Source organism: Nocardia sp. NPDC051911, assembly GCF_040681035.1.
Classification (GTDB): Bacteria; Actinomycetota; Actinomycetes; order Mycobacteriales; family Mycobacteriaceae; genus Nocardia; species Nocardia sichangensis.
This window is the reverse complement of sequence record NZ_JBFAXY010000015.1, coordinates 97,537-122,937: the sequence shown is the minus strand read 5'-3', so window position 1 is coordinate 122,937 and position 25,401 is coordinate 97,537. Positions and strand designations below refer to the sequence as shown.

The 25,401-nt window shown below is 67.7% G+C and carries 27 protein-coding genes and 1 other RNA gene; 7 read left to right on the top strand and 21 right to left on the bottom strand.

Annotated features, from left to right (window positions below; all coding sequences use genetic code 11):
* Nucleotides 1–264: 264 nt before the first annotated feature.
* Nucleotides 265–654 (top strand): hypothetical protein, encoded by a 390-nt coding sequence (locus AB0L97_RS20250; protein ID WP_364431628.1) that lies wholly within the window; start codon nt 265–267, stop codon nt 652–654.
* A gap of 2 nt (nt 655–656) precedes the next feature.
* On the opposite strand, the gene AB0L97_RS20245 is transcribed toward AB0L97_RS20250, so the two are convergent.
* The 13 genes from AB0L97_RS20245 to AB0L97_RS20185 all read right to left on the bottom strand — a co-directional run bounded on the left by AB0L97_RS20245 (nt 657) and on the right by AB0L97_RS20185 (nt 11,294).
* Nucleotides 657–5,642 carry a transglycosylase SLT domain-containing protein gene (locus tag AB0L97_RS20245; RefSeq protein ID WP_364431625.1) on the bottom strand — a complete coding sequence of 1,662 codons (4,986 nt, stop codon included), beginning with the start codon at nt 5,640–5,642 and terminating at the stop codon, nt 657–659.
* Entirely contained in the window at nt 5,642–5,812 is a 171-nt protein-coding gene (locus AB0L97_RS20240) for a hypothetical protein (protein ID WP_364431622.1), read from the bottom strand. The genes AB0L97_RS20245 and AB0L97_RS20240 overlap by 1 nt, the downstream gene beginning before the upstream one ends.
* A 108-nt stretch (nt 5,813–5,920) precedes the next feature.
* Complete coding sequence (locus AB0L97_RS20235) at nt 5,921–6,274, bottom strand: helix-turn-helix domain-containing protein (protein ID WP_364431619.1); 354 nt, start codon at nt 6,272–6,274, stop codon at nt 5,921–5,923.
* A 5-nt stretch (nt 6,275–6,279) separates the two neighbouring features.
* Entirely contained in the window at nt 6,280–6,579 is a 300-nt protein-coding gene (locus AB0L97_RS20230; RefSeq protein WP_364431616.1) for a hypothetical protein, read from the bottom strand.
* Complete coding sequence (locus tag AB0L97_RS20225) at nt 6,566–6,904, bottom strand: hypothetical protein (RefSeq protein ID WP_364431613.1); 339 nt, start codon at nt 6,902–6,904, stop codon at nt 6,566–6,568. Before AB0L97_RS20225 ends, AB0L97_RS20230 begins: the two co-directional genes overlap by 14 nt.
* Nucleotides 6,905–7,271: 367 nt before the next feature.
* The gene (locus tag AB0L97_RS20220) at nt 7,272–7,664 is read right to left on the bottom strand and encodes a hypothetical protein (protein WP_364431610.1); all 393 of its coding nucleotides are present in this window, start codon (nt 7,662–7,664) and stop codon (nt 7,272–7,274) included.
* A complete protein-coding gene (locus AB0L97_RS20215) occupies nt 7,661–8,065 on the bottom strand; it encodes a hypothetical protein (protein WP_364431607.1) in 405 nt (134 codons plus the stop codon). Before AB0L97_RS20215 ends, AB0L97_RS20220 begins: the two co-directional genes overlap by 4 nt.
* Nucleotides 8,062–8,511, bottom strand: coding sequence for a hypothetical protein (locus AB0L97_RS20210; protein ID WP_364431604.1), 450 nt, complete (start codon nt 8,509–8,511; stop codon nt 8,062–8,064). The genes AB0L97_RS20215 and AB0L97_RS20210 overlap by 4 nt, the downstream gene beginning before the upstream one ends.
* The gene (locus tag AB0L97_RS20205; RefSeq protein WP_364431601.1) at nt 8,508–9,413 is read right to left on the bottom strand and encodes an AAA family ATPase; all 906 of its coding nucleotides are present in this window, start codon (nt 9,411–9,413) and stop codon (nt 8,508–8,510) included. The genes AB0L97_RS20210 and AB0L97_RS20205 overlap by 4 nt, the downstream gene beginning before the upstream one ends.
* Before the next feature lie 491 nt (nt 9,414–9,904).
* On the bottom strand, nt 9,905–10,252 hold the full coding sequence (locus tag AB0L97_RS20200; protein ID WP_364431598.1) for a hypothetical protein: 348 nt from the start codon (nt 10,250–10,252) through the stop codon (nt 9,905–9,907).
* Complete coding sequence (locus AB0L97_RS20195) at nt 10,249–10,545, bottom strand: hypothetical protein (RefSeq protein ID WP_364431595.1); 297 nt, start codon at nt 10,543–10,545, stop codon at nt 10,249–10,251. The genes AB0L97_RS20200 and AB0L97_RS20195 overlap by 4 nt, the downstream gene beginning before the upstream one ends.
* Nucleotides 10,546–10,557: 12 nt before the next feature.
* Nucleotides 10,558–11,004 carry a hypothetical protein gene (locus AB0L97_RS20190; RefSeq protein ID WP_364431592.1) on the bottom strand — a complete coding sequence of 149 codons (447 nt, stop codon included), beginning with the start codon at nt 11,002–11,004 and terminating at the stop codon, nt 10,558–10,560.
* A 98-nt stretch (nt 11,005–11,102) separates the two neighbouring features.
* Nucleotides 11,103–11,294: a helix-turn-helix domain-containing protein gene (locus AB0L97_RS20185; protein WP_364431589.1), complete on the bottom strand. Its 192-nt coding sequence runs from the start codon at nt 11,292–11,294 to the stop codon at nt 11,103–11,105.
* Nucleotides 11,295–11,396: 102 nt separating this feature from the next.
* Here AB0L97_RS20185 and AB0L97_RS20180 point away from each other — a divergent pair, with 102 nt between their 5' ends.
* Entirely contained in the window at nt 11,397–11,930 is a 534-nt protein-coding gene (locus tag AB0L97_RS20180; RefSeq protein ID WP_364431586.1) for a helix-turn-helix domain-containing protein, read from the top strand.
* On the top strand, nt 11,930–13,099 hold the full coding sequence (locus AB0L97_RS20175; protein WP_364431583.1) for a site-specific integrase: 1,170 nt from the start codon (nt 11,930–11,932) through the stop codon (nt 13,097–13,099). The genes AB0L97_RS20180 and AB0L97_RS20175 overlap by 1 nt, the downstream gene beginning before the upstream one ends.
* Before the next feature lie 38 nt (nt 13,100–13,137).
* Here AB0L97_RS20175 and ssrA read toward each other — a convergent pair.
* Nucleotides 13,138–13,508: a transfer-messenger RNA gene (ssrA, locus tag AB0L97_RS20170) on the bottom strand.
* Nucleotides 13,509–13,839: 331 nt separating this feature from the next.
* Here ssrA and AB0L97_RS20165 point away from each other — a divergent pair.
* Both AB0L97_RS20165 and AB0L97_RS20160 read left to right on the top strand, forming a co-directional pair.
* Nucleotides 13,840–15,153, top strand: a complete 1,314-nt coding sequence (locus tag AB0L97_RS20165; protein WP_364431580.1) for an ABC transporter substrate-binding protein — start codon at nt 13,840–13,842, stop codon at nt 15,151–15,153.
* A gap of 50 nt (nt 15,154–15,203) precedes the next feature.
* Nucleotides 15,204–16,463 (top strand): ABC transporter substrate-binding protein, encoded by a 1,260-nt coding sequence (locus AB0L97_RS20160; protein ID WP_364431577.1) that lies wholly within the window; start codon nt 15,204–15,206, stop codon nt 16,461–16,463.
* Between the two features lie 133 nt (nt 16,464–16,596).
* Here the strand turns inward: AB0L97_RS20160 and AB0L97_RS20155 are convergent, their stop codons facing one another.
* From AB0L97_RS20155 to recQ, 5 genes are all read right to left on the bottom strand, one after another.
* Nucleotides 16,597–17,460, bottom strand: coding sequence for a DMT family transporter (locus tag AB0L97_RS20155; protein ID WP_356960911.1), 864 nt, complete (start codon nt 17,458–17,460; stop codon nt 16,597–16,599).
* Entirely contained in the window at nt 17,457–17,930 is a 474-nt protein-coding gene (gene smpB, locus AB0L97_RS20150; protein WP_174186417.1) for an SsrA-binding protein SmpB, read from the bottom strand. Before smpB ends, AB0L97_RS20155 begins: the two co-directional genes overlap by 4 nt.
* Nucleotides 17,931–17,986: 56 nt before the next feature.
* The gene (locus tag AB0L97_RS20145) at nt 17,987–18,229 is read right to left on the bottom strand and encodes a hypothetical protein (protein ID WP_356960909.1); all 243 of its coding nucleotides are present in this window, start codon (nt 18,227–18,229) and stop codon (nt 17,987–17,989) included.
* 67 nt (nt 18,230–18,296) lie between these two features.
* Entirely contained in the window at nt 18,297–19,376 is a 1,080-nt protein-coding gene (locus AB0L97_RS20140) for a metallophosphoesterase (RefSeq protein ID WP_364431572.1), read from the bottom strand.
* Nucleotides 19,377–19,452: 76 nt separating this feature from the next.
* A complete protein-coding gene (gene recQ / locus AB0L97_RS20135; protein WP_364431569.1) occupies nt 19,453–21,327 on the bottom strand; it encodes a DNA helicase RecQ in 1,875 nt (624 codons plus the stop codon).
* Between the two features lie 196 nt (nt 21,328–21,523).
* On the opposite strand from recQ, the gene AB0L97_RS20130 reads away from it, so the two are divergent.
* Nucleotides 21,524–22,495, top strand: coding sequence for a hypothetical protein (locus AB0L97_RS20130; protein ID WP_364431566.1), 972 nt, complete (start codon nt 21,524–21,526; stop codon nt 22,493–22,495).
* Between the two features lie 21 nt (nt 22,496–22,516).
* On the opposite strand, the gene hisN is transcribed toward AB0L97_RS20130, so the two are convergent.
* Together hisN and AB0L97_RS20120 are read right to left on the bottom strand one after the other, a co-directional pair.
* Nucleotides 22,517–23,302 (bottom strand): histidinol-phosphatase, encoded by a 786-nt coding sequence (gene hisN / locus AB0L97_RS20125; protein WP_355077866.1) that lies wholly within the window; start codon nt 23,300–23,302, stop codon nt 22,517–22,519.
* Nucleotides 23,303–23,327: 25 nt separating this feature from the next.
* Nucleotides 23,328–23,924, bottom strand: coding sequence for an NAD(P)H-dependent oxidoreductase (locus AB0L97_RS20120; RefSeq protein WP_364431562.1), 597 nt, complete (start codon nt 23,922–23,924; stop codon nt 23,328–23,330).
* Nucleotides 23,925–24,066: 142 nt separating this feature from the next.
* On the opposite strand from AB0L97_RS20120, the gene AB0L97_RS20115 reads away from it, so the two are divergent.
* A complete protein-coding gene (locus tag AB0L97_RS20115; RefSeq protein ID WP_355077868.1) occupies nt 24,067–24,927 on the top strand; it encodes a helix-turn-helix transcriptional regulator in 861 nt (286 codons plus the stop codon).
* Nucleotides 24,928–25,401: the final 474 nt, after the last annotated feature.

Below are 25,401 nucleotides of genomic sequence, written 5' to 3'. Positions count from 1 at the left end.
TGGCCCGGCGGCGGCCTGGCTGCCCTCCTGGGGGCGAAGGGAGAGGTCGGAGGGTTCCACCGACCCTGCAACCCTCCTGCGCGCAATGGTAGACCATCGCCGGTTATCGTGACAATGACCAGTTCAGCACGGTATTCTGACGGGGTGGAATGCGCTGTGTGTGGTCGCTCGTTCGCGTGGTCCGGCCGTGGCCGGCGCCCGGTCGTCTGCGGCCAGCGATGCCGGAAACGGAAGTCTCGCCTCCCTGCTGGCTTGCCTGAGTCGTTGACGTCTCTACGCCGCTGGACCGCACGCGACGGTAAGCGGCCTGTGCAGACGGACGGTCGTGCGGCGTCCTCCACCAACCCGGACACGTGGACGGAGTTCTCGGCGGTGGCCGATAGTCCGCACGGCGTGATGCTCGGCGATGGCTTGGCGTGCTGGGACCTCGATGGTGTGCTGTCGGAGGACGGTGCGCTGAATCCGGACGCCGCGGCCGTGCTCGCACGGGTGGGCCGTGATGCCTTGTGGGTGGAGCGGTCGATGTCCGGTCGGGGGCTGCACGTGTTCGTGCGTGGCGATGAAGGCCCGGCGCGAGTAGGTGATCGGGTCTCCTACTACAGCCGGGGCCGGTTCATCGCTGTCACGGGGGATCGGTATCCCGCGGTGGCCTGAGTTCAGATCAGGGCAGCGGCCAAACCGATTGCCTTCTTCTGCGCGCTGCGCTCGGCGAGGTCGACCAGGTCGCCGACGTCGGCGACGCGCGGCTCGACGATGGTGGTCGAGAAGTTGTGTCCGCTGCCCGTTCCCGTCGCCGCACCAGCGCCGGGGAAGCCGTCGGAAGTGATGCGGGTCGACGACCATGCGGAGGAGTTGATCGCCTCGAGCAGCGGCGCATTCCGTGCCGCGTCGTATGCGTTGACGATGAACTCCCCCGGCGAGACCCGCGCGTGGATGCCGTCTCCGCGTGAGCCTCCGATCCCTTCGACCCATCCGCCATCGGCGTAGCCGTGGCCTTGGCCCCACATGGTGCGCAGGTCGGTTCCGTAGCGAGCGCGGTAGTAGCGCAGTGCCGCCGCCATGTTCGCCGCGGGGTTCGTGCGGTCGTTCGGCAAGCTGGGGTCACGGTATTGGGCGAATGTCCCCGGGATGACCTGCAGCAAGCCAACGGCTTCGTTGCCGCCGCTGTTGACGTCCTGCACCTGCTGAATGATGGACGGGTTGCCGCCGCTCTCCAATTGGATCTGCGCCAGCATGATGTCCACCTGCGCGGGGTTGAACCCTTCCCGGGCCAGCATCTGTGTCGCGAGCCCGCGCCACTGCTCGGCGCCTGCTCCAGTCTGGTAGGTCGGTGTGGGGGCCCGCAACGTCAGCGTCGTCGTGCCGAGATCGGTGTTGACGTTGAGGCTGCCTGGGACCGCGGAACGGTAGGCCGGATCGTCCACCGGCACAGAGGATTGCGGCGTGGTCGTGGTGACGACCGATGGCAGGTTCTTCGGCTGGTAGGAGTAGCCACCTCCCAGAGTTCCCGCCTTCTGGCTGTAGAAGTTCACCGTGGTGTTGAGCGCACGGTTGTAGGGGTTGGAGTCGCTGAAGATGCTGTTCTCCAGCCCGAAGAACGCCAGGAATCCTTGGGCGAGGATGCCCGCGGCTTTGGAGGCGATGCCGGGCAGGCTCAGGGCGCTGGTGTCGCCGCCGCCGCGCTGGAGCAGGGACTCGCGGGCGTTCTGCGCCTGCTGGTACTTCAGGTCCGCGGCCTGCTTGTCCCGGTCGGTCGAGTTCGGGTTGGCGTACACCGCGTTGCGCTCGCTGTTGGCGGCGTCGATCGCGGACTCGGCCTGCAACTGCTGAATCTGCTGATCACTCATCCGACCGGGCAAGGGGGCCTGCGGGTAGGTCACCGTCGACGAAGTGACGCCCGAGGTGTCTCCGGTGCCGATGCCGCCGACGCCGCTGGTGTTGGGGCCAGCTCCCATGGGCAGGTTCGCGTGCTGGTTGAACAGAGAGTTGTTCGCGCCGATCGCGGCACCGCCGTACATCACGGTTCCCGTGGCACCGCCCGACTCGACGTTCACCCCGGAAGGGAGCGTGCCCGCGGTATGGCCTCCCGCAGGCATGCTCGGATCGTTGACCCAACCGACCCGGAACGAACCCGCCCCACCGATGCCGTTCTGGAATCCGTGCGCGGCCAGCCATTCGCCTTCATTGGCGGTGGACATGCGGCCAGCATTCGAAGGCAGGCCGGTCGCGATGTTGGCGAGCTGGGAAATGAAGCCGGAGCAGTCATCCGCCCCGCCGTACGGGGCACCCGAACGGCTGCGCGCGTACTCGTCGAGCAGCTGGGCGGGGGACTTGCCCGCGGCGCCGATGATGCCGCCGTCCTCGTGACCTGGCAGCTTCGGGAACGTACCGGCATTGATCGCGGCGAGCTCGCGCCCGTAGGTCTTGGAGCTGTCGCGGTTGATGATCCACTCCCCACCGTCCAACCACGAGATAGGGACACCGCTGGACGCGGCCACGCCGAGGAACCCGTCCCGCCGCTCGGTACCCGGGCCCGTGGTCGGCAACTGGCCGCCCTTCGCACGGCCGCCGACATGCCCACCGGTCACCGTGGTGTAGTCGCCGCTACCAGGGTTCAGAGCGCGGCGCGCCTCCACATTCAGTTGGGCCTCATCGAACGCGAACTTGACGTCGACCTTGGCCGTGTAGGGGGCGTTGGTGACCTGGGAGATATCGGCCTTCGCCCGCTCGGTGTCGGCAACGATCGTCAGCGTGCCATCGAGGTTGTTGTGGATCTCGTACTTCAGTTCCCGAAGCCGCTGAAGGTTCTCCGGGGTGGTGTCCTTGATGACGACGGTCTTACCGTCCGGGATCTGCTGAATCGCCAGACCCATGCCCTCGAACCGCTGCCGCGCGTCCGCGGTGAGCTGGAACGAACCTTCCAGGGCACGATTGAGTTGCCGCTGCCGCTCACCTGCCGACCCGACCTCGGTCGAATAGCCGTTCATCTTCCCGCCGAGCGTGGCGGCGGACTCGCCGACATCGTCGAGTTCGTTCTTCAGGTTCGCGAGGTCGGGCAGCGCCTTGTCCCGGTTGCTGCTACCCAGCGCGTCGTTGTACTTCTTCACCGCGTCCGCGTACTTCTGCACGGCCTCCGGGACGCCTTGCAGCGCCGCGGCGATATCGCGGTCGTTGAGTCCTGCGCTCTGGAACCAGTCACGGGTGATGCCCGTGTACGCCTTGTCCCGGCCGAGCGACTCCACAATGCTCTGCGTCAATTGCTGGTTGATGGCGGCCTTGTCGGCGTCAGCTTGGCCGGTCGAGGCGAGCAGGAACCGTTGCGGGTTGATGCCGAAGGACTCCGCCCGGGTGAGGAAGCCTTGCTGCTGCAGCTCGGACGCGGCCTGCTCGAGGGTCTGACGGGTGACCTTGCCCGTGGTCTTATCGAGGGTGTTCTGCAACGCCAGTTCGTGCTCGCGTTGCTCGTCCGCCGCGCGGGCCGCTTCCTGGTGCTTGTTGATGAGGTAGGTCAGACCGGCGCCGGCGCCGATCGCGAGCGCCGCAGCGCCCAGCGGTCCGGCTACGCCGAGCAGGCCACCGAGACCGGCGATCGCGCCGCCCGCGCCGTTGGGACCCGTGGCGCCCGACAGCCCGGAACGGAAGTTGCGGACGGCGTCGTTGGCGTTGTTGATGCCAGCGCGCACCACATCGAATATCGGGCCGATCGTCTTGAACGCGAGGTAGGCCACGACGACGTCACGCACCAGGCCCGGATGGGCGGCCAGGAGGTCCGCTGCCGCACGAAGGAACGGCATCGCGATACCCGACCAGGTTTGGAAGCCCTCGAAGACACCACGCAGGATCGGCGGCAGATCCCCGAGCACGGGCAGCATCCGCTCGAAGCTCTCGCGCGCCATGGTGAAGAAGTCGCGCAACTCCTTCTGTCCCTCGGTGGATTTGAGGAACTTCGACATGCGTTCGGTGAGGTCGTCGAGCTTGCGCAGCGTGGCCCCATCATCCCCCGCGGCCCGGAACACGCTCAGGATCGAGGAGCCGATGTTGCCGACGATCGAGGCGAGTTCCTTACCGGTGTCGATACCGTCTTGGATCCACTTCTTCAGCGACCCATCCGCGGCGGTGCGCTGGATCAAGGCATCGAAGCGGTCCCCGGCGTGGCTGATCGCGTCGCCGAACCGCGGCAGGAACTCCGACCCGACCGTCACCAACTTCGTCAGGGCGTTCGTCCAGGCGTCCGACCCGCGGGCCGCGTTCTGGAATGCCCGCGTCGTGTTGTCCAGGGAGGTCCTGAAATCCACTTTGTTGGTCTCCGATGCCAGGGCGGCAAGGGAGGAACGGATACCGGTGTTGATGGCGCCGTTGATCCCGACCATGCCCGCGCGGAGATTGGGGAGTTGCTGCCCGGCGAGGTGGGTCACTGCGGCGCCCATGCCGTTGGTCAGGGCGTCCTGCGATTCCTTGCGTGCCTCGCTCCACGCTGGACCCAGCGCGCGCACGTCCTGCACGAGTTGCCGGGCGTTCGGCGACAGCTTCGCCATGGCCTCATCCGCTTTGGACTGTGCGGCCGAACCTTTGCCCGCATCCTCCCGGACCTTCGCCAACTCCCGCTCGGCCACCGTCTGGGCGTGCGTGGCGTCGGACGCCTTCTGCTTGGCGTCGACAACCTGCCTCGAGCCCTCGACACCGCGGGCGTTGGCCTCCGCGGTGTCCTGCGCCAGATCCTGGGTGCGGACCTGCTGCTCCCGCAGCCGCTGCACCGCCTGCTCGTAACCTAGCTGGGCGCGCCTACGGGTGATCGAGTCCGCAGTGGGGTCGAACTGGACTTGCGCAAGCCGCTTGGCTGCTTCGTCCACCCCGATTGCCGCGTCCTCGGTGGCTAGTCGCTGATCGTCGAGGTCGAAGTTCATGTCGCGGATCGACCGCGACGCATCCCGGTAGGCGGTGTTGAGGTCGCGCAGGCTGTCGAGGTGGGTCCGATCGGCCTGCTGCGCACGATATTCGCCGTCGGCGACAGCGTCGAGGCGGTCGCGGTGTTCGCGCGCGGAGTCGCCTGCCTCCTTGGACGCTGCGGCCTGCGCCTTGAATGCCGCGGAGATCCCGCTCAGACCGGTAGCCACCGACCCGGCGCCGGCCAGCCCGGCGAATCCGATAGCAGGGATAAGGGCAACGGTGTTCGCCACCTTGGACGCAGCCTGCGCGATGGCGAGCAGTTCGGCGATAGCGCCTGCCGCACCGACGACACCGAGCACCCTCAGGTTGATCGTCGCGGCATCACGCAGACCATCCAGCGCCTTGCCGAGGTCCTGCCGGATCTCGCGCGCTGTCCTGGTGGCCTGAGAGCGGACACGGCTGGTGCTGTCGCGGTCGATCTCCGTGCGGATGACGAGCGGTTCCCGCGCGGCCGCGCGCAGCCCGGCGATTTCGGTTGCCGCAACCCCCGTATCGGCATCCACCCGGAACGTCTGGTTCTCGCGGGCGATCCGCTGAAGGTTCTCGATCTCGGCCGCGGCTACACGAGTGTCGGCGCCGATCTGGATATCGAGGTTGAAGTTGTAGCGCTGGAGCTGGGTCTCTGTCTCGGTGACGAAGTCGCGGAAACTCGGCTTGACCTTGATGCTCGCCGTACCGGCGTCGTACTGGGCCATCAGGCGGCCCCCCGCTCGACGGTGGCCTTACTCGCCTTCCATGACTCGGCCGGTGGACGAGCCTGCGCGACGATCGCGGCGAACTCGCGCGGGCTCAGCGCGGCGAGGAACTCCACGACGCCATCCACCAGGAAGTCAATCGGCGCCGATGATTCGGCTGACGTTCTCATAGTGCCCGCTCCCGTCCCTGCCACTAGGTATTGACCGTCCGGTCAAATCCGAGTGTGTGAGAGGCGAGCCGGTAGAGCTTCCGCCAACGGAACCGCTGGACAGAGCGGCTACGCAGTCCGGCGGGCCTGCGCGTACTCCTCGACGACGCTGCGACGGAAGCGCCACCAATGGCCTATGCGAATGCCGTCCAGGTCAGCCGCGATGTGGCGCACCCACCGTTCCGAGCAACCCAGGATCGCTGCGGCTTCGACACTGCCGATGCTGTCACCAATTGGTGATAGCCCTGCACTTTCTCGCCCCGTCTCGTCCTCATCGGCAGATGCCTCGATGACCTCTTGTTCGAGCCGCTTGGACAATCGGCGCACAGAGTCAGGGATCGGCTCACCATGCCAACGTCGGCGCCGCATGAACTCCTCGAGGCAGTAGTACAACCACTGCCCCTCGAGGTCGCTTACCTTCACTGCGCCTACCCCCCAGCCCCGCCCGAGCGCGCACGGCCGCCGTGCTGATCCGCCACACGCAGGACGTCATCAGCGCCGAGTACCAGCAACGCACTCGGATCACCGAACCGCATCGGATGGTCGTCGGGCAGCTCGAACCGGCGCAGCACATACACCTGCCCCGACTCCAACTGTTCGATCGGGCGCGACAACTCCCGCCACACCGCCAGATCCGTACTGCCGTAACGCCGGCGCTCCTCTACCGCCTCGGCGAGCAGAAACCGCCGGACGTCCCGTTGCGGCTGCGCGCCCTTAGGCCGTGCCACGGTTGCCCCATCGCGCGTTCGCCGCGTGCTGGTGCGCCGCGGACTTCACTCGCTCGCCGCGCGGGTCCAGCGACTGAGCCCACCGGACCACGTTCGCGTCACACTGGCGGATCTCCCCCGCCAGCTCGGTCACGCGACGGCTCGACGGCTCCGGCTTGGCAACCTCGGCATCGAGCAGGGACCGCAGCATGACGGCCCTATCGACCGTTGAGCGGATGCTTTCCAGCGTCAAGCACTCCGCAGGTGACCATTCCATCCCTTCACCGAGGTCGGAGGTCAAGGCATCGACGGCCCGGTCACCGGCCGTCTTCGGCTTGCGTGGCATCAGGTTCTCCTCTGGATCGTGGGCGATGCGATGCGGCGACCGGGCGGCGCTATGGGCTCCGACCGACCATGGAGCCACGGGAGGGGGCGCACCCCCAGGGCGGCCGGTCGCGGTGGCCTGATTGCGCCCCTGAGCTGCGTTGACGGTGCGCGGGGGTCGCGGTGTGGTCGGTTGCGGCACAGCGCGATTCAGCGCCGATCGCTCGCTTATCGTGACAATGCCCAGGTCGGCCGGGTTGTTGGTGTCGGCTACCTGGGCGGGGTCCCGACGCGCGGCACGGACCACCGGGCGAACCCGTGGCATGAGGTCCGCTCGCTGCATGCCGATCAGCGATGCTCGCGCGTCGGGAGTCTTCATCGGTCGCGCCTCAGCCGAGTTCGCCGTTGACGACGTCGCCGAGGTCGACGCTCTGGTCGCCGGATTGGCCGTGCTCGGCGCGGTAGCGGCCTTCGGCGATGATCTGCCGGTAAGCGGCGTTGACCTCGTTGGTGGTGGCGTCGCGGTGCTCGACGCGGTGGACGGGATGAACCTCGCGGTTGTGGGCGTCGATACCACGGCGGACCGCGGCGTCGGCGCGGGACTGGGCGAAGGCGGCCAGCGCTCGGCGGTCGCGGTCGGTGGCGGGTTCGCCGTTGGCGTCGAGGGTGTAGATCCGGCCTTCGACATTGATGGTGTCGGGTCGGCTGGCGCGTTCGCGGTCGTTGATCTGCTGGGCGCGGTCGACGTGTTCGATGGCGTCGAGCAGGCGATCGTTGGTCATTGCTGGTCTCCTTCGGTGTCTTGCTGGTGATGGGCTCGCAGTCGGGCGAGGTGCTGTTGGTGGACCGATGGCGCGGTCTGCTCGTCGGCGTCGCCGTAGGCGCCTTCGCTCTTGGCGTGGCGGAGGCGGGCGAGGGGGTTGCCGTACTCGATGCGGTCTTCGGGTCTGCCGCCTCCGGTGAGGCGGGCTCGGCGTTCGTCGGGGTCTTCGTCCATCGGGTTGTCTCCTTTCGTGGGTGGTGGACTGACGATGTAGTCGTGTCCGGTGTTGGGGCAGCGGCCGGTCAGGCGGGGGCGCAGCCAGTGCCGGCGTTGACAGTGGGGGCAGCGGATGCGGATGCGTGGCTTGCCGTGGGCGTCGGCGCCCCGCTCGCAGATCCGGGCGTATGCCTTCTTGCTCACGCGCTGGCGCTCCCTTCTTCGGTGAGCGGGGGCCGCCAGCACGGGTCGTTCGCCGAGCCGTCCATGTGGACGTAACGGTCCAGTGCGGCAACCAGAATCGCGGGCTTGTCACACACCGGGCAGACCCTCTTGCCGTACCGTTCCTCGAACTCAGCGCGGGGCATGGCCTCTACGAATCTGCTGATGTCCTCGGCGGGGTCCATCGCTCCGTAGTCGACGATTGCTGCGACGACCCGAGTTGTGTACGGGGTGTCCAGCGGCGTCGTCTTCGCCCGGTACGTACGATCCTCGATCTTCCCGGTGTGCTGGACGTTGGCACGGTGCTGTTGCAGCAGGAACGCTGGACACGCTTCCGCGATGTGCCCGTCGTCGGTCTCGTAGACGTTGACGAACCCAGCGACGGGGACGACCTGCACGGTTTCCCACAGCTCGACAATTCGATTCATGACGTGAGGTCCTCCTGCGTTCCCAGGTGAGTTGATTCGAGCGGGGAACCCTCCCCCGCGGCCGTCGTACGCGCGCCTTGCTGCGCCTTCCATGCCTTGAACGCTGCCCGTGCGCGGGTCGCTCGCCACGGCAACCGCTCTGCCGCTTCATTGCCTGACGTCGGCGGTGGATCCAGTGCGGCCATGGCAGCGATGTCGGCATCTGGTGGCGTCTCGCCCGGATTGCGCTCGCCAGCCTCGGGCGCCTTGACTTCGGCTCGGACGTGCCCGTCCGGATCGGGCCACAGCACGAACTTCCCGGCGAGTTCTTCCTTATCGCCGGTCGACGGACTATGCGCGCGCAATCCGCCGTGCCGATCCTTGTTGATGGCTAGGTATGCGCTGCCGCCTTTGCCGGGCGCGAACGCCCGGTCGACGGTCACTCGGATCGAGCTACCGCCGATGGCACGTTTCTTGGCGATCGTTCCGCCCATGCCATACGCCCGAGAATCCGCGCCCTTGGACAGGTGGTCGATAGCGACAACGCACGCACCGGTCTTCACCAACGGTTTGATGACCGCGCGGTGACACGTGGTGAACTCATCGGCGCTATTGCTGTTGCTGCCGAACATGGGCAGCAGTTCGCCCAGACTGTCGAGGATGACGAGCGTGGGCCGCCACTGGGCCATGTGGGCGCAGACCTCGCGGACCTCGCGCGCGTCCTCCGGCTCGATGTACAGGAACGTCTCGGGATCGGAGAGCGCGTCAGGTTTGGCACCCATCGCAAGCAGACGCCCGATGGTGGACTGTGGCCCGTTGTGGTCGAGGTCGATTCGCAGCACGCGTCCGCCGTCTTCGAGTTCGACCACGGTGGCGTGATCGGTGAGCAGTGTCTTGCCGCTCTCCGGGTCGCCGAACACCACGTTGTACTGCTCTAGATAGAACAGCCCGATCCCGTCCGTCCGCGGGCAGACGGTCGGCTTCGGCGGTTCAGGGAGGGCGCCTGCCAGGAGTGCCGACACATCGAAGTACTGCGGGATCGGGACGTGTCCCGGACGTGTCCCGGACGTGTCCGAATCAGCGGTATCGGACTCGGGACGCGGTCGGGACGCGCGAATCGGTGTCACTACCGTTGACCTGGCCTTTTCTGATTCGGGACGCGTCCGGGTACCTATACCGGGACGCGTCCCGCTGTGGCCTTCGGACTGCCGCTCTTCGTTGCGCTGACGGGTCCGGTGGCGCGGCATCGCGTTCGGTGTCGGATCGCCGCCATACCGGGATCTGTACTGACGCACGCAGTCCACGCACCAACTCATGTAGTGCCCGTGGTGCTCGCAATGCGGGGTGGGCTCAGGTATGCCCACGCCCGAAGGCGCGACCGGATCGGCCGCGCCTCGGGTGTTGTGGTCGTCGGTCAAGCGGCACCACCGCCAAGGGTCTGCACCGCGTGCTCGTGCGACTCTCGCAACTTGTCCCTGATGCCGAGTTCCGGCATCGCGGTCTCGATGATGTCGAGCAACGGAGCGATGACGTTGTGTGTCGACAGCGACAGCGCGGCCGCGGCGACGAACCCGCAGATGTCCGGGTCCACCGTTTCCAAGTACTGCTCGCAGACCCGCTCGACGGCCTCATGGTCGCCAGCCGCGGCGGCGAGCGCGTACATGAGAATGGTTGCCTTGCTCTGCAACTCGGCGACGTCGACGAAGCCGCGGGGCATTCCGTCCTCGCCGGTGACGAGCAGCGTTTCGGGTACTTCGGTCATGCTGCTTTCCCTCCTGGGTGTGTCTTGATGCCCGCGTCGCGGCCCGGGTGCCTGTCGCCTGCCAGGTCCCGCCGGAGCTGGGCGTCGAGGCGCCCGACGTACTCGGCGAAGGACTGGACGCTCGGCAGGATGCGGAGTTCGTCCTCGTCGCCTTCGAGCAGCAGGATCAGCCGCGCGAGTGCGGCTTCCAGCTCGAGGCGATAGGTCGAACGGAAGTGCCGCTGAGCCCACCCGGTCGGGGTGAAGCCGCGGGCCCACTGGTCGATGAGTTCCTGCGTTGCAGGGGATGACATGGCGACACCCCCTCAGCCCGCGTCGACGATGTCGGCGACCTGAAGCAGGACGGCCGCGAGCTGCCGCGCCTCGCCCGCCGTCATGTCCACGTCCCCGTTCGGGGGCGCCAAGTAGACGGAGTCCCTGCCGCCCCATTGGCGATGGGCGGAGACCTCCACGGCGGGCATTGCCTGGGGGTAGTACGGGGGTTCCAACGTCAGCGGGATCAAGGAGTCAGGCCCCCAGCAGACGCGGTCGGCGTCGATGTGCTCGTTGGGGTGGCCGTCACCGGTAGTGCACCAGGACGCGCAGGTGACGGCCCGGCTGCACTGCGAGCACTTGACCGCGATGTCCGGCAGCGACGCCGAGACGGTCCCGATGGTCGCGTTGCAGCCGGAGCAGAGCAGGGCGCGCGGCGCCGATTCCGCCGCGGCGGAGCCGTCGAGCTGCGATGCGGTGAGGTGAGTTGGTATGGTCATTTCGACACTTCCTTGTGGTGAGGATTGGGTGTTTCCGGCCCGGCGAGCGGTGGCCGCCGCTCCCGGGCTGCTCTCGTATTCGGGGACCTGCTGCCGCATCAGGCGGCCCCGTCGCTGGTGAACTGCTCGTCTTCCCATGCGACGAGATCGCTGAGGCGGTACCGAGCGAATCGCCCGATACGAGCGAAGCGCGGCCCCTTTCCCTGCCAAGCCCACTGGGTGAGCGTTTTGGTCGGCACCTTGAGCCGGGCGGCGACTTCCTCCCTGCTCAGCCATTGATCGTTTTGCACGACCTACCTCCGGTAATGAGTTTGCGACACTCGCTTGTGTCGCTAAGACACACGGTAACTGTCCTATTGCCGAGTGTCAATGAGACATGAGAAGGTGTCCCTGTGACACAAGGAGACCAGACAGCGCGCGTGACCAGTCCGGGACTGTCGGTTGCTCGGACCGTCGCGGAGCTACGCAAGAAGCAGGGATGGACGGCCGACGATCTGGCGACGGAGTGCGCCAAGTTGGGGATGCCGTCCCTTAACCGATCGGTGATCGCGAACATCGAATCGAAGCGCCGGAAGTACGTCACTGTCGACGAGTTGTGCTGCCTCGCTTATGCATTGGACGTGGCACCAGTCCATTTGCTAGTTCCGATGGACGATGACAATGACGCCGACTTGGACCTGTTCATGGCTACGCCCGACCGAATGATGCCAGTCCAGAAAGCTCGGCAGTGGGTCCGGGGTGAGTGGGTACCGCCTGGCCGAGACCCCCGGCTGTACTTCGCCAACGTTCCCGCCGACGAGTTCGAGGCCATCCGTGCGGGCGACACGAGGAAGCGCGTTCGCGACATGGCGCACCGGCTCGAGGGCAAGCAGCCGAAGCGATACGAAGGTGATGACGACCCAGTACAGGAGGGGGGCACCGAGTAATGGCAACGATCGAGCCATACGAGACCAAGTCGGGGAAGAGATACCGCGTCCGCTACCGCACACCGAGCGGACGTCAGACCGACAAGCGCGGGTTCCGTCGCAAGATTGATGCAGAGAAGTTCGCCGCGACAGTCGAGGTCTCGAAGATGCGCGGCGAATACATCGCGCCATCGATGGGGCGCATGACGGTCGGCGAGCTGGGGCCGAAGTGGATCGCCCGGCAGGTGCACATCAAACCGTCATGGGCGGAGCGCGTCGATTCCATCTGGCGCGTGCACATCGAGCCCCAATGGGGCGCGCGGCAGCTCGCGTCCATCGAACGGTCCGAAGTTCGGGACTGGATCGCCGGCATCAAGCGAGCCCCGTCGACCGTCGCGGACATTCACGCGGTGTTCTCGATGATCCTGGACGAGGCAGTAGAGGAGAAGCGCGTACCGGCGAACGTGGCCGCGGGCTTACCCCTCCCCCGGCGGCAGCTCGTCGAACACAACTACCTCACGCATGACCAGGTGGCCGCGCTCGCCGCGGAAGCGAAGCACCCGGAGATCGTGATGCTGCTCGCCTATAGCGGCTTGCGTTGGGGCGAGATGGCAGCTCTACGGCCGCGTGACGTCGACTTGGACCGGCGCCGGATTCGCGTCGGCCGGTCCGCCTCCAAGGTGAACTCGCGGAGCGTGATCGGCTCGCCGAAGACGTGGGAGATTCGGACGGTCGCAGTACCGGGCGAGGTCGCCGAGATGCTGCGCCCGGTCGTCGAGGCGCAGACCGACCTCGAGGGCCTGTTGTGGTCGCGGCCGGACGGTGAGCCGCTGCGTCCGCCGACGACGACGCATTGGTTCGGGGGCGCGGTGCGGCGTTGCATCAAGGCGTCGATACCTCTCGACGACGACGGCAATCCGACCGGCCCGGCGACGTTCCCCCGGGTGACTGCGCATCAGCTCAGGCACACCGCGGCGTCGCTGATGATCGCCAGCGGTGCGCACGTGAAGACGGTGCAACGACAGCTCGGGCACAAGACGGCCACGATGACGCTGGACAACTACGGCCACCTGTTCGAGGACGATCTCGACGACGTTGCCGACCGGATGAGCGAAGGTCTCCGCGCTGCCGCCCAGAAGTGTGGGCAAAATGTGGGCACAGCCCCGGAGGGGACCGACGTAGCGGCATGAAAAAGGCCCCTCACCTGCGGTGCAAGTGAGGGGCCTGGTCGTGGAGCTGCCGGGAATCGAACCCGGGTCCTCCGCCGCGTCTTCAGGGCTTCTCCGTGTGCAGTTCGCTGTGTCTCTACTCGGATCTCCGGGTCCCGCGAACAAGCCCGGATGACGATCCCAGCCGCTGTTCGATGTCCCGCCCTACTCCGCGACCGAGTAGGACGGTTAGCCCTCTAGCTGATGCCGGCACCGGAGCCGAGGGCATGCCCCGGGCCGACAGAGACGCTCTGCTGATCAGGCAGCGAGAGCGTACTCGCGCTGATTGGAATCGGCGCTTAATTGGTTGCAACGACGCTTACGGTGGTCTCTTGCCTGCACCGACACGCTTCCCCTAAATCTACGTACGCAGTCGAAACCGTTCAGCCCCGTACGCCCCAGCACCTTGCCGGGCTGTTCATGTTAACACCGGGGAAAGCGCGGATCATCCCGATATCCGGCGGTGGCGGTCGCCACACCCGAAGGCGATCTACGGACGCGGCCCGGAGGTGAACGCCGACCCACGAGGGCGCGCCGCGAGCATATGCGCCGAGCGCCCCGCGACCGGATCTCGAGTCACCCGCTCCGGCGAGCACCTCGCCTCGCCCTTCCCGGATGCTGGTAGTCGATTCTCGAGGTCCGACGACGAACCCGACTTACACTGCACGAGCCGTACGATCGGCTCTGAGCAGCGGATCTCGATTTCAGACTAAGGAAACACTTTGGCAGTTCGCACCATTCGGGACAGGTTGCTGCGCCTGTCCGCCCTCACCGTCATCGCCGGGCTCGTCCTGACCGGATGTTCCGTCCTGCGTGGCGAGCCGACCGGAGCCATCGAACCCGGAGTCACCGCCGACCCGTGTCCGAACGCGGTGGACTCCCACAAAGGGTGTATCTATCTCGGCGTGCTGTCCGATCTGACGAGTGGGCCGTTCGCCGCGCTGGGCAAGGACATCGACAACGGCCAGTTGGCGTTCTGGAAGGCGGTGAACGAAGCGGGCGGGATCGGCGGCAAGTACGAGGTGGACATCGCCACGTACACCGAGGATACGAACTACGATCTGCAGAAACATGCCGAGGCCTACCGGCGGATCGAGCCGCATGTCCTCGCGCTCTCGATGAGTTTGGGCACGGTGCAGACGCAGAAGGTACTTCCCGAGATGGACGCGGCGAACATGGTCGCCATTGCCGGAACCCTGTGGTCGGGTTGGCAATTCGAGAACAGCGACAAGGGTCTGCTGCTGGAGTCCGGCTACTCCTACTGCTCCGAGGCGATCATCGCCCTGGACTGGATCGCCGAGCACGAAGCCAAGCCGAGTTCGATCGCCACCGTCAGCTACCAGGGCGACTACGGCGGCGACTACGCCACCGGCGCCAAGAAATGGGCGTCGGCCAATCGGGTCGACCTGGTGGCGCAGATAGACACCGAGCCGAACACCCAGATCGGCAACCAAGACGCGGCGGTCGCGAAGATCCTCAATACCAGAGCGGATCTCGTGCTCCTTGCCACAGGGCCCGCGGAAGCGGGCGAGATCATGGGCAAGGCGGCACTGGCCGGTTTCCCTGGCAGGTTCCTCGGCTCGGGCCCGACGTGGAACGGCGGCCTGCTGAAAAGTCCTGCGGCCTCGGCGATCACCGCTCGCTACAACATGACCTCACCGCTGGACGGCTGGGACGGAACCAGCGCGGGCGCCAAGAGGGCCAGGGCCTCGGCGACCCGAGAACCCTCCACCTGGGGTTACAGCGCGGGCTGGATGTTCTCCTATCCGATGAAGGCGCTGCTCACCCGGGCGGTCAACGAAGGCAAGCTGACCCGCAAGGGTGTCCGTCAAGCCGTGCACGGCCTGCGCGTCGACTACGAGGGCGCGATTCCGGAACACACCTACGGCGCGGTCAAGCCGGACCTCACCCGGCAGCGCGCCGTGATCGAAGCGCCTGATCAGACCGCGCCGCTGGGCGCGAGGACGCTGGCGACCGACTATCACGGCCCGACTCAGGACCGCATCACCCTCAACGAGCCCTGCGTGCAGCCGTAAGCGAGCAAGAAATGCCTTTTCCTCATACTTTTCGTCGGCTACTTCGTCTCGTGGCCGCTCCCCTCACGCTCGGGCTCGTCCTGACCGGCGGCTGTTCGGCCTCGTCGCCCGCCGCCGCACCAGGCGTCACCCGCGAAGCCTGCCCCCACGCGATCCAGCGTGACAAGGGCTGTATCTATCTCGGCGTTCTGTCGGACCTGAACAACGGCCCCTTCGCTCCGCTCGGAAAGTCCTTGCAGGACGGTCAAGTCGCGTTCTGGAACGAGGTGAACAAGCAGGGCGGCATCGGCGGCTACGAGGTCGACATCACCACCTACACGCGCGACACGGCCTACGATCCGCGCAGGCACGTCACGGAATTCGAGAACATAGCGCCGCATGTGCTGGCGCTCGCGATGAGTTTCGGGACCGCGCAGACGCTCGCCGTGCTGCACGAGATGGACGAGGCGGACCTGGTGACCGGGGCAGGCACACTCTGGTCGGGTTGGCAGTACCGCGGCACCGACCGCGATCTGGTGCTCGACGACGGTTTCTCGTACTGCACGGAAGCCGTGCTCGGCCTGGATTGGTTCGCGCAGAACTTCTATCAGCCACGCACGCTCGGCGTGGTCGCCTACCGCGGCAACTACGGCGGCGACTACGCCAGCGGGGCGCTGAAGTGGGCATTGGACAACGGCGCGACGATCACCGAGCGGATCGACACCGGACCCAACACCGAAGTCGGCACACAGGACTACCCGGTCGCCGAACTGTTGGCCGACCCGCCGGATGTGGTCCTCTTGGCCACCGGCCCGGCCGAAACCGCCGAAATCGTCGGCAAGCTGGCGAAATCCGGTTACACGGGCCGATTCCTCGGGTCCACCCCGACCTGGAACAGCGCGCTGCTCAAGACACCGGCCGCACCCGCGCTCACGGCGCTGTACAACTACACCTCTCCGTTCGACGGCTGGGACGGCGCGAGCACCGGAGCCCAGCGCGCCAGGAACGCCGCGCCGAGCGAACCGACGAACTTCGGCTACAACCTGGGCTGGGCGATCTCGTATCCGCTGAAGGCGCTGCTCACCAAGGCAGCCGAGACCGGCGGCATGGACCGGCCGACACTGCGCAAGGCCCTTGCCGGGCTCACGGTCGACTCCGAGGGAATGGCGGCGCCGCAGATCTACGGGCGTGACGAACCCGATGTCGCGGCGCAGCGCGCGGTGGTCAACGTGCCCGACCCGTCCACTGCGCTGGGGTCGCGCACCGTGGTGGCCGACTATCGCAGTCCCACGCTGAAGCGGATCTCGATGCACGAACCGTGCACGCGGTGATCCGCGCGATCGGCGTGCGTCGATGACGCGTCGGTCCGGGTACGCGCGGACCCGGACCGCGTTTTCGGCACTCGGGCGGCGGACCCGTCACCGAGTGCCCGGCCCGCACCGCGTCCGAGCGGGCGCGTGACCTTCAGGCCGCGGCGATGAGCGCGACCGCGGCCAGCGCGAGGATCAAACCGATCAGCTGCTGCCGGTGCACCCGCTCGCCGAGCAGAACCATCGCCAGCAGCACGGTCACCGCCGGATACAGCGAGCCGATCACGCTCACCAGCGACAACAGCGATCCGTGGAAGGCGTACAGCAGCGCCGCGTTGCTGATCACGTCCAGCGCGCTGATATAGCAGGCCAGCCGCAGCGGTTCGCCGCGCAACCGTCCGAAGTCCCTGGCGGCAAGCGCGGTCAGCCAGACCACCGCGGTGGCGGCGATCCGCTGCATGAGCAGGGGCCACAGTCCGGAGTCCGCGGAGGTCTCGTGGAAGAACACGAAGGCAAGACCGTACGCGGCGCCGGACCCGATGGTCAGCGCGGCGACCTTGCGGGTGAACCGTAGTTCGCGGCCGCCGGTGATCTCCTCCGTCACGTCGTCCGGCGACTCCCGGCTCACCAAGAGCACGGCGACCAGGGCGAATACGATGCCGGCGAAGGCGAGCGGGCCGGGACGCTCGCCGGTCGCCAGACCGGCGAGTACCGGAATGCCCGCGACCAGCACCGCCGTCAGCGGTGACACGACCGCCATCGGACCGCTGGCCAGCGCGGCATAGAACCACCACACCGCGACGCCGCTCGCCAGGCCCGCCGCCGCGCCCCACCACAACGACGCCGCGTCCGGGCTCCCGGGCACGAGCGGGAGCGCCACGAGGACCAGCAGCACCGAGAACGGATAGGAATAGATGACCACACGCAGCGCGGTCACCCGCCGCGACGCCACACCGCCGTAGAAATCGCTCACGCCGTAGCCCACCGCGGCCGCCAGCGCGAGCAGGACGGCGGTCACCTCATGCCTTTGACCCGCCGTCCGAGTTCACGGGTGACCTCTCGCTCGGCGGTGCGCCGGGCCAGGTCCTGCCGCTTGTCGTAGTCCTGCTTGCCCTTGGCCAGCGCCAGCTCGACCTTCACCTTGCCGTCGGAGAAATACATCGACAGCGGCACCAGCGTCTGGTTGCCCTCCCGCGACTTACCGACCAGCCGCTCGATCTCCCGCTTGTGCAGCAGCAGCTTGCGCACCCGGCGCGGCGCGTGGTTCGTCCAGGTGCCGTGGCTGAACTCGGGGATGTGCAGCCCACGCAGCCACACCTCGCCGTTGTCCACCGTCGCGAAGGCGTCCACCAGTGAAGCCTTGCCCTCACGCAGGCTCTTCACCTCGGTGCCGACCAGCGCGATCCCGGCCTCGTAGACGTCCAGGATCGTGTAGTTGTGCCGCGCCCGGCGGTTGGTCGCGATGACCTTGCGCCCCTTCTCCTTCATAACGGTCCACTTTAAGTGACCCGGCAACCGGATTATTCCCGCAGGTCGCGGACGCGCTAACCGCCCTGATGCAGCACCACGTAGAGCGTGAGCACGGCGAGGAACGCGACGAGCAGCGCCACCGTCGACATCCGCGGTACGCCAGGGCGCGGCGGCGGCGGACTGCGGCGCAACCATACGTTCTCGACCGCCGGATCGGTCCGGCCGCGCACATACGGCGGCGTGTCCGGCGTCTCACCCCCCACCGAGCTGATGGAAATGTCATCGCCCGCGTCACTGGAACCATCACCCGGTGCCATAGCCAGAACCGTAGCCGCCGAGAGAACGGCGCGCCGCAATTCTCGCACGCCGCAACATAGTTGGAACTCAGGCCAGACGCCGCCGGTACACCTCGACGGACGCGCCGGTCGCCAGGTCGGCCGTGTGCACGCCCAGGTCGACTCCGCCCTCGGTGAGCTCGAGAACCATGAAGCCCAGCTCCTGGTAGTTCTCGTACAGCGCACCGTGGCCCGCGCTCGCGGCGAGCCGCGGCTCCGCGCCGACCGTCTTCGCGGCCGCGCCGGACACGACCTGCCTGGTTCCCTTCGACGCCGCCGTGGGTTCGAGCACCTGCAGCGAGTGGTCGTGCCCGGACAGGATGAACTGGCACCGTCCGATCACGTGGTCTTCGAAGAAGCGTTTCACGTGCACGCCGTTGATCGGCTCCAGCGACAGACCCTCGTAGCGGCCCGCGTCCCCGTGCGGGCCGTTGTTCAGATACGGGTGGTGGGTGCAGGCGATCTTCCACGTGGCGGGCGAGTCGGCGAGGGCGCGATCGAGCCAGTCGCGCTGCTCGTTCATGAACTGGCCGTCGACCGCCCAGTACGGCGAGAAGACCGGCGGCACGTAGGCCGCCAGCGGGTTGACGTCGAGGACGAAGAACTCGACGACGGGGTTGCGCTCCGGAATCCGCACCGAGTAGTAGCGGCTCGGCATCCACCAGCGCCGGGAGTTCGCGTGGTACTCCACCTCGGCGTTGCCGCGCAGCAGCCAGCCGCCGTCACCGCCGAGAACCGAGCTGTTGTCGTGGTTGCCCAGCACCATCAACCAGGGGAAATCCAGTCCGGCATTGGGATTTTCGAACTTGTCGGCGAACTGGACGTCGGCCGCGCCGTCGGGCCCGTGCTCGTAGATGTTGTCGCCGAGACCCAATGCCAGCGAGACCGGTTCGCGGCCGTGCAGCGCGCGCATGGCGTCGGCGACCGCCCACTGAGCGCGGGTGCCGGTGCCCGCGTCGCCGGTCACCAGCACCCGCACCCGGCGCTCGTCCGGGAAGGGGAACTTGGTGACACCCTCGGCGACGGGTACCGCATGACCCGGCGTGCGCCCGACCAACGTGGTCCCGGCCGCGAGGGTGGCCGCACCGGCCAGAAACGCCCTGCGCCCGATCGTGTCGCTCCGGCTCACGCTGTCCTCCATAGTTTTCGGCGGCCTTGCCCGGCAACCGTCCCCGCTCATCGGTGACCCGCGTGACGGTAGCGGTTCATCCGGTGGCTAGCACCTCGAGCACCTGTTCGCCGTATTTCGCCAGTTTGTTCTCGCCGACACCGCTGACGCCGCCGAGCTGGGCGAGGCTCGCGGGCTTGCGCGCCGCGATCTCGCGCAGCGTGGCGTCGTGGAAGACGACGTAGGCGGGAACACCCTGTTCCTTCGCGGTGGCCGCGCGCCATTCGCGCAACTTCTCGAACAGCGGCAGGTCGGTGGACGTCAGGTCGACGGAGGCCGCCTTGGCGGCCTTCGCGGTCCGGGTGGGCTTGGCCTGGCGTTCGGGCTCGCGGCGCAGCGCTACCTGTCGTCCGTCGAACAGCACCTCACTGCTGGCCTCGGTGAGCGTCAGCACGCCGTAGTCGCCGTGAACGGCCAGCAGCCCGTGCGCGAGCAGTTGCCGCACCACGCCACGCCACTCCACGTCACGCAGGTCGGTGCCGACCCCGAAGACCTTCAACTCGTGGTGGTCGTATTGCAGGACTTTGGGACTCTTCTTACCGAGCAGGATGTCCACGATGTGCCCCGCGCCGAAGCTCTGGCCGCGTTCCCGCTTCAGCCGCAGCACGGTGGACAGCAACTTCTGCGCGGCCACGGTGCCGTCCCAGGATTGTGGTGGCGACAGGCAGGTGTCGCAGTTGCCGCAAGGCAGACCGGGCTCGCCGAAGTAGGCGAGCAGCTGCGTGCGCCGGCAGGCGACCGTCTCGCACAGCGCGAGCATCGCGTCCAGGTGCAATTGGAGCTGGCGCCGGTGGGCGGCGTCGCCCTCGGAAGAGTCGATCAATTTGCGCTGCTGCACCACGTCGCTGAGGCCGTAGACCATCCACGCGGTAGAAGGCAGCCCGTCGCGGCCCGCGCGCCCGGTCTCCTGGTAGTAGCCCTCGACCGACTTCGGCAGGTCGAGATGGGCGACGAAGCGCACGTCGGGCTTGTCGATGCCCATACCGAAGGCGATGGTCGCCACGACGACCAACCCGTCTTCGCGCAGGAAACGCGCCTGGTTCTCCGCGCGGGTGCGGTTGTCCAAGCCCGCGTGGTAGGGCACGGCGGTGACGCCGTTCTCGGTGAGGAACGCCGCGGTCTTCTCCACCGAGTTGCGCGACAGGCAGTAGACGATCCCCGCGTCCCCGGCATGCTCGGTGCGGATGAATTCCAGCAGCTGACGCTCGGGACGATTCTTCGGCTCGATCCGGTACTGGATATTGGGGCGGTCGAAGCTGGACACGAACCTGCGGGCGGCGCCGAGGTCGAGGCGCTGGATGATCTCGTCACGGGTCTTCTCGGTGGCGGTCGCGGTCAGCGCGATCCGCGGTACGTCCGGCCAGCGCTCGTGCAGCAGCGAAAGGCCCAGGTAGTCGGGCCGGAAGTCGTGACCCCACTGGGAGACGCAGTGCGCCTCGTCGATGGCGAACAGCGCGACCTTGCCGCGATCGAGCAGCTGCGCGGTGGAGTCGAGGCGCAACCGTTCCGGGGCCAGGTACAGCAGATCGAGTTCGCCGGCGACGAATTGCGCTTCGACGGCCCGGCGCTCGTCGGGGTACTGGGTGGAGTTGAGGAAGCCCGCGCGCACGCCGAGCGCACTGAGCGCGTCCACCTGGTCCTGCATGAGGGCGATCAGCGGGGAGATCACCACACCGACGCCGGGACGCACCAGCGCGGGGATCTGATAGCAGAGCGACTTGCCGCCGCCGGTCGGCATGAGCACGAGCGCGTCGCCGCCATCGATCACGCGCTGCACGATCGTCTGCTGCTCACCGCGGAAGCTGTCGTAACCGAAGACTCGGCGTAGAACCTCTTGCGCCGCAACGGATCCAGCGTCCGATCCGGACACGGCTTCGGTCGCTACCGCAGCGAAATCATCGGGGGGAGTCACCCGGCCCATCCTACGAGCGCACGGGCGGGGCGGTACCCGCACCGTTCGGCGTTCGCCCTGTTGGGCCGCCGAGTTGTCCACATGTGGACAACCGAGACCCTCGCTTTCCGTCACAGCGCGCCGACCTCGCGTTTTCTCCACTCGAGCGAAGTTCGCCGGCCTGCTCGCGGGATCCGGCGCTGTTATGTTGTCGCTCATGGCAAAACGGATAGGGATTCGGGCGTGCGCCGCGGTGCTGAGCGCCGTCGCGGTGACTGCCGGAGTCACCGCGGCGATACCGACGGCGCGGGCGGAGACATTCCCCTCCAGGTGCTCGGACGGCTGGGAGACCACGACGGTGGTCGAAGGGGTCGGCAATCTGGAGAATCTCGATTCCGACGGGCGGGGCGGCTTCTACGTCACCGGTCTGATGGACGGCTACTTGGCGCACGTCGATCGGGCCGGACGATTGGAGAAGCTGGTCACGGCCCTGTACCGCCCGGCGGGCGTGCGCGTCGCCGGACGCTACGTCTACTTCCTCACCGGAGACGGGCTCAGCGAACCGCCGGGCACACTCCAGCGCTACGACACCGAGACCGGCGCCGTGCAGGTTCTGCTCACCGGGCTGAACGGGCCCAACGGCCTGCTGTTGCTTCCCGATGGCAGCCTGCTGTTCACCACGATCGGCCTCGGCGGGTCGAACGGAATCTCCCGCTACTGGCCGGCGACCAGCGAGTACGAACGGGATTGGTCGGTGCTGCCGCCCGCCAACGGCCTCGCGCTGGCCGCGGACGGCGAATCGGTCTACGTCGACACCATGACGTTGCAGATCCTCCGCGTCCGGCTGGACGATCCGGCTCATCCCACCACCGTCTCCGGTATCCCGGACCTGGTAGCTCTGCCCGACGATATGGAAGCCACCAAGGCGGGGGCGCTGTTCGTGGCCGATCACATACTCGGCGCCGTCTATCGGGTGGATACGGCGACCGGCGCAACGTGCGCGATCATCACGGGCCTGATCAAACCCGCTCCGGTGCGCAACCCACCGGACGGCGCCACGTCGGTGCGCATCGACCGTGACGGGGACTCCTGGGCGCTGTTCGTCACCAGCATGGACGGCACGCTGCGCCGCCTGCGTCCTCCGGCGGGGATCGACCTCACGCCGGCGACCCCGTGGCGGGCCGGTTAGCTCCGAACATCGCGAGTGCGGTCAGCCGCGCAGGCGGTCGAGGACCTCATCGTGCAGCAGGCCGTTGGTGGCGATGGCGTCGCCACCGTGCGGGCCGGGTGCACCGTTCAGCGAGGAGAAACGCCCGCCCGCTTCGCGGACGAGGATGTCCAGAGCGGCCAGGTCCCACAGGGAGACCTCCGGTTCGGTGGCGATGTCGACGGCGCCCTCGGCGAGCAGGCAGTAATTGAAGAAATCGCCGTAGCCGCGCACACGCCACACATCGTCGGTCAGAGTGATGAACTGCTCGCGCAGGCCGCGGTCGCGCCAGCCGGAAAGACTGGACAATGCCAGGCTGGCCGAACCCAGCTCACCCACGGCGGAGACCGAGATCGCTCGCGCGGCACGCCCTTCGAAACTAGACCATGCCCCCGATCCCGCCGCTGCCCACCAGCGCCGTGCCAGAGCGGGCGCGCTCACCACGCCCACGACCGGTTCACCGTCTTCCAGCAGGGCGATCAGCGTCGCCCAGATGGGCACTCCGCGCACGAAGTTCTTCGTGCCGTCGATCGGGTCGACCACCCATTGCCTCCCGCTGAATTCGGCGGCGCCACCGAATTCCTCACCGAGCACCGCGTCGTCCGGCCGCGCCTCGGACAACACCTGCCGGATCGCCTGCTCGACGGCCAGATCGGCATCCGACACCGGCGTCAGGTCCGGCTTCGCGTCGACCTTCAAATCGAGCGCACCGAAGCGAGCCCGCGTGATCTCGTCGGCGGTATCGGCCAGCCGCAGGGCGAGTTCGAGGTCGGAGGAGTACACAGCCACGCCCCGCACCCTATCGGCCCGGCGCTCACCCCACGGGTTCCAGGGATCGCGCCGCCGTCAACGCGCTCGCCCACCAGTGCAACTGATCCAGCATCGCCGTCGCGGCGGCCGCGGGCTCCTGCGGCTCCCTCGGCTTGCCCTCGTCGTCGAAGATCAGGTAGTAGCGCGGGAACGACACGTAGTTGCGCACGGTGTGCGCGTTGAGCTCGTTGAAGATCTGCCGCAGGTGCTCGATGGCGAGCAGGCCGCCGGACGCACCGCTGTAGCCGACGAAACCGATCGCTTTCGCGTTCCACTGGGTGAAGTGCCAGTCGATGACGGCCTTCAGGGACGCGGGGATGCTGCGGTTGTAGTCGGGCGTGACGATGACGAAGGCGTCGGCCGCCGTGAGCCTGCGCGTGAGGTCGGTCATCCCTTCGGGTCGCTGCGGGTCCGGATCCATCGCAGGCGGCACCGCGGGCAGTTCCCAGGGGATGTCCGCCTCGGCCAAGTCGATGACGTCCACCTCGAACGAACCGTGCCGCCGCGCCTGCTCGGTGAACCATGTCGCCACGACCGGCCCGAAACGTCCCTCGCGGACGCTGCCGATGATCACCGCGAGCTTCAGTGGGGCGTTGGACATGCTGTTTCCTCCTCGGATCACAGAACGGCCCGGCCGGGCCGCCCACTCAATCTGCTGCCGGGCACGTGGAACAGGGAGACCGCCGTAAGAGTGGTAGTGGCAGGGACACCCTCCGAGCGTTTCGCCTTGTTAGGTTCGACAGGTGAGCGACAACGAGCTGGGGCTGTTCCTGCGCACCCGCCGCGAGGCGGTGACGCCCGCCCAAGTCGGCCTGCCCACCGGCGCGCGGCGGCGCACCCCCGGATTGCGTCGCGCCGAGCTGGCCACCCTGGCCGGTGTGAGCGTGGAGTACGTCACGCGCCTGGAGCAGGGGCGCGACCGGCGTCCCTCCCCTCCGGTGCTTTCCGCGCTGGCGGACGCGTTGCGTTTGAGCCCCGCCGAACGCGTGCACCTGCACCGGTTGACCAAGTCGGTGGACAGCGGCTTCACCTGCATGGGGGACGCGCAGCCGCTGCGCGAGGTGCGCCCGACGGTGCGCGCGATCCTGGACCGGCTCGAGCCGACGCCCGCCGTCGTGGTCAATCGCCTCACCGAGGTTCTCGCCTACACCGGCGCCTACCACCGGCTGATGGCGCCGACCGGACTCTTCGACGGGCCGCATACCCCGCCCAACCTGGCACGTTTCGTCTTCTGCGTCCCTGGATCCAGGGACGTATACGCGGACTGGGAGCACGTCGCCGACGAGACGGTCGCGACGTTGAAGCAGGGCCCGTTCCGCGCCGACTCGCATATCGCCGCGCTCGCCGACGAGCTCACCGTCACCGTGGGCCCGGCGTTCGCCGACCGGGTCGACACCGTGCCGAGTTTGGCCGCCGCCACCGGCATCACCCGCCTCGCCCATCCCGAAGCCGGATCGCTGCGCCTGGCCTACGAGTTCCTGGAGCTCTCCGCCGACGACGACCAGCGGGTGATCGTCTATCTACCGGCCGACGACGCCACCGCCGCGGCCCTCGACGCACTCGCCGGACGCCGCCCGGGTGGACTGCGGGCCGTCTCGGGCTGAGCGGGCCACTCATGGCACAGCAGGACCGATCGCGGTAAATCGAGTACGCCCGCGCGGCACAGCCGGAGTCGACCAGGCATGTCGATCGCTGACCCCGTGGGGTGAGGAAGCCGGTCGGGGCGCGGTGCTTCCGCAACCCTGCGCTCGCCGTCGGTCCCGGTGACCGCACCCCCGATATCGGCTGTGACCAGCCGGAACGGCGAAACGCTCTGCCGTGGGCGCAAGTCCCCCGGGCGAACCCTCCTCGGCGCCGGGGTTTCGGCTGCCGAGCACGCCGATCGCCGCTTCGGCCGGAATCACCTCGGCCGGAATCGGCACGGCCGGAATCGGCACGGCCGAATCGGCACGGCCGGAATCGGCACGGCGGAATCGGCTTGGCCGAGAGTCGTCGAGCAGTTGCGTGAGCTCCGAGCGGCGGCGATCCGCGGCCGCACGAGTGGAGTTCGCCACACCGCTCCCCTCGCGCACAAACCG

What these genes read in the sequence shown, in the direction of transcription:
- AB0L97_RS20245 (WP_364431625.1), bottom strand. Translation starts at nt 5,642, where the DNA reads ATGGCCCAGTACGACGCCGGTACGGCGAGCATCAAGGTCAAGCCGAGT.
- AB0L97_RS20240 (WP_364431622.1), bottom strand. Translation starts at nt 5,812, where the DNA reads ATGAGAACGTCAGCCGAATCATCGGCGCCGATTGACTTCCTGGTGGAT.
- AB0L97_RS20225 (WP_364431613.1), bottom strand. Translation starts at nt 6,904, where the DNA reads ATGCCACGCAAGCCGAAGACGGCCGGTGACCGGGCCGTCGATGCCTTG.
- AB0L97_RS20220 (WP_364431610.1), bottom strand. Translation starts at nt 7,664, where the DNA reads ATGACCAACGATCGCCTGCTCGACGCCATCGAACACGTCGACCGCGCC.
- AB0L97_RS20210 (WP_364431604.1), bottom strand. Translation starts at nt 8,511, where the DNA reads ATGAATCGAATTGTCGAGCTGTGGGAAACCGTGCAGGTCGTCCCCGTC.
- AB0L97_RS20200 (WP_364431598.1), bottom strand. Translation starts at nt 10,252, where the DNA reads ATGACCGAAGTACCCGAAACGCTGCTCGTCACCGGCGAGGACGGAATG.
- AB0L97_RS20195 (WP_364431595.1), bottom strand. Translation starts at nt 10,545, where the DNA reads ATGTCATCCCCTGCAACGCAGGAACTCATCGACCAGTGGGCCCGCGGC.
- AB0L97_RS20190 (WP_364431592.1), bottom strand. Translation starts at nt 11,004, where the DNA reads ATGACCATACCAACTCACCTCACCGCATCGCAGCTCGACGGCTCCGCC.
- AB0L97_RS20175 (WP_364431583.1), top strand. Translation starts at nt 11,930, where the DNA reads ATGGCAACGATCGAGCCATACGAGACCAAGTCGGGGAAGAGATACCGC.
- smpB (WP_174186417.1), bottom strand. Translation starts at nt 17,930, where the DNA reads ATGAAGGAGAAGGGGCGCAAGGTCATCGCGACCAACCGCCGGGCGCGG.
- AB0L97_RS20145 (WP_356960909.1), bottom strand. Translation starts at nt 18,229, where the DNA reads ATGGCACCGGGTGATGGTTCCAGTGACGCGGGCGATGACATTTCCATC.
- AB0L97_RS20130 (WP_364431566.1), top strand. Translation starts at nt 21,524, where the DNA reads ATGGCAAAACGGATAGGGATTCGGGCGTGCGCCGCGGTGCTGAGCGCC.
- AB0L97_RS20120 (WP_364431562.1), bottom strand. Translation starts at nt 23,924, where the DNA reads ATGTCCAACGCCCCACTGAAGCTCGCGGTGATCATCGGCAGCGTCCGC.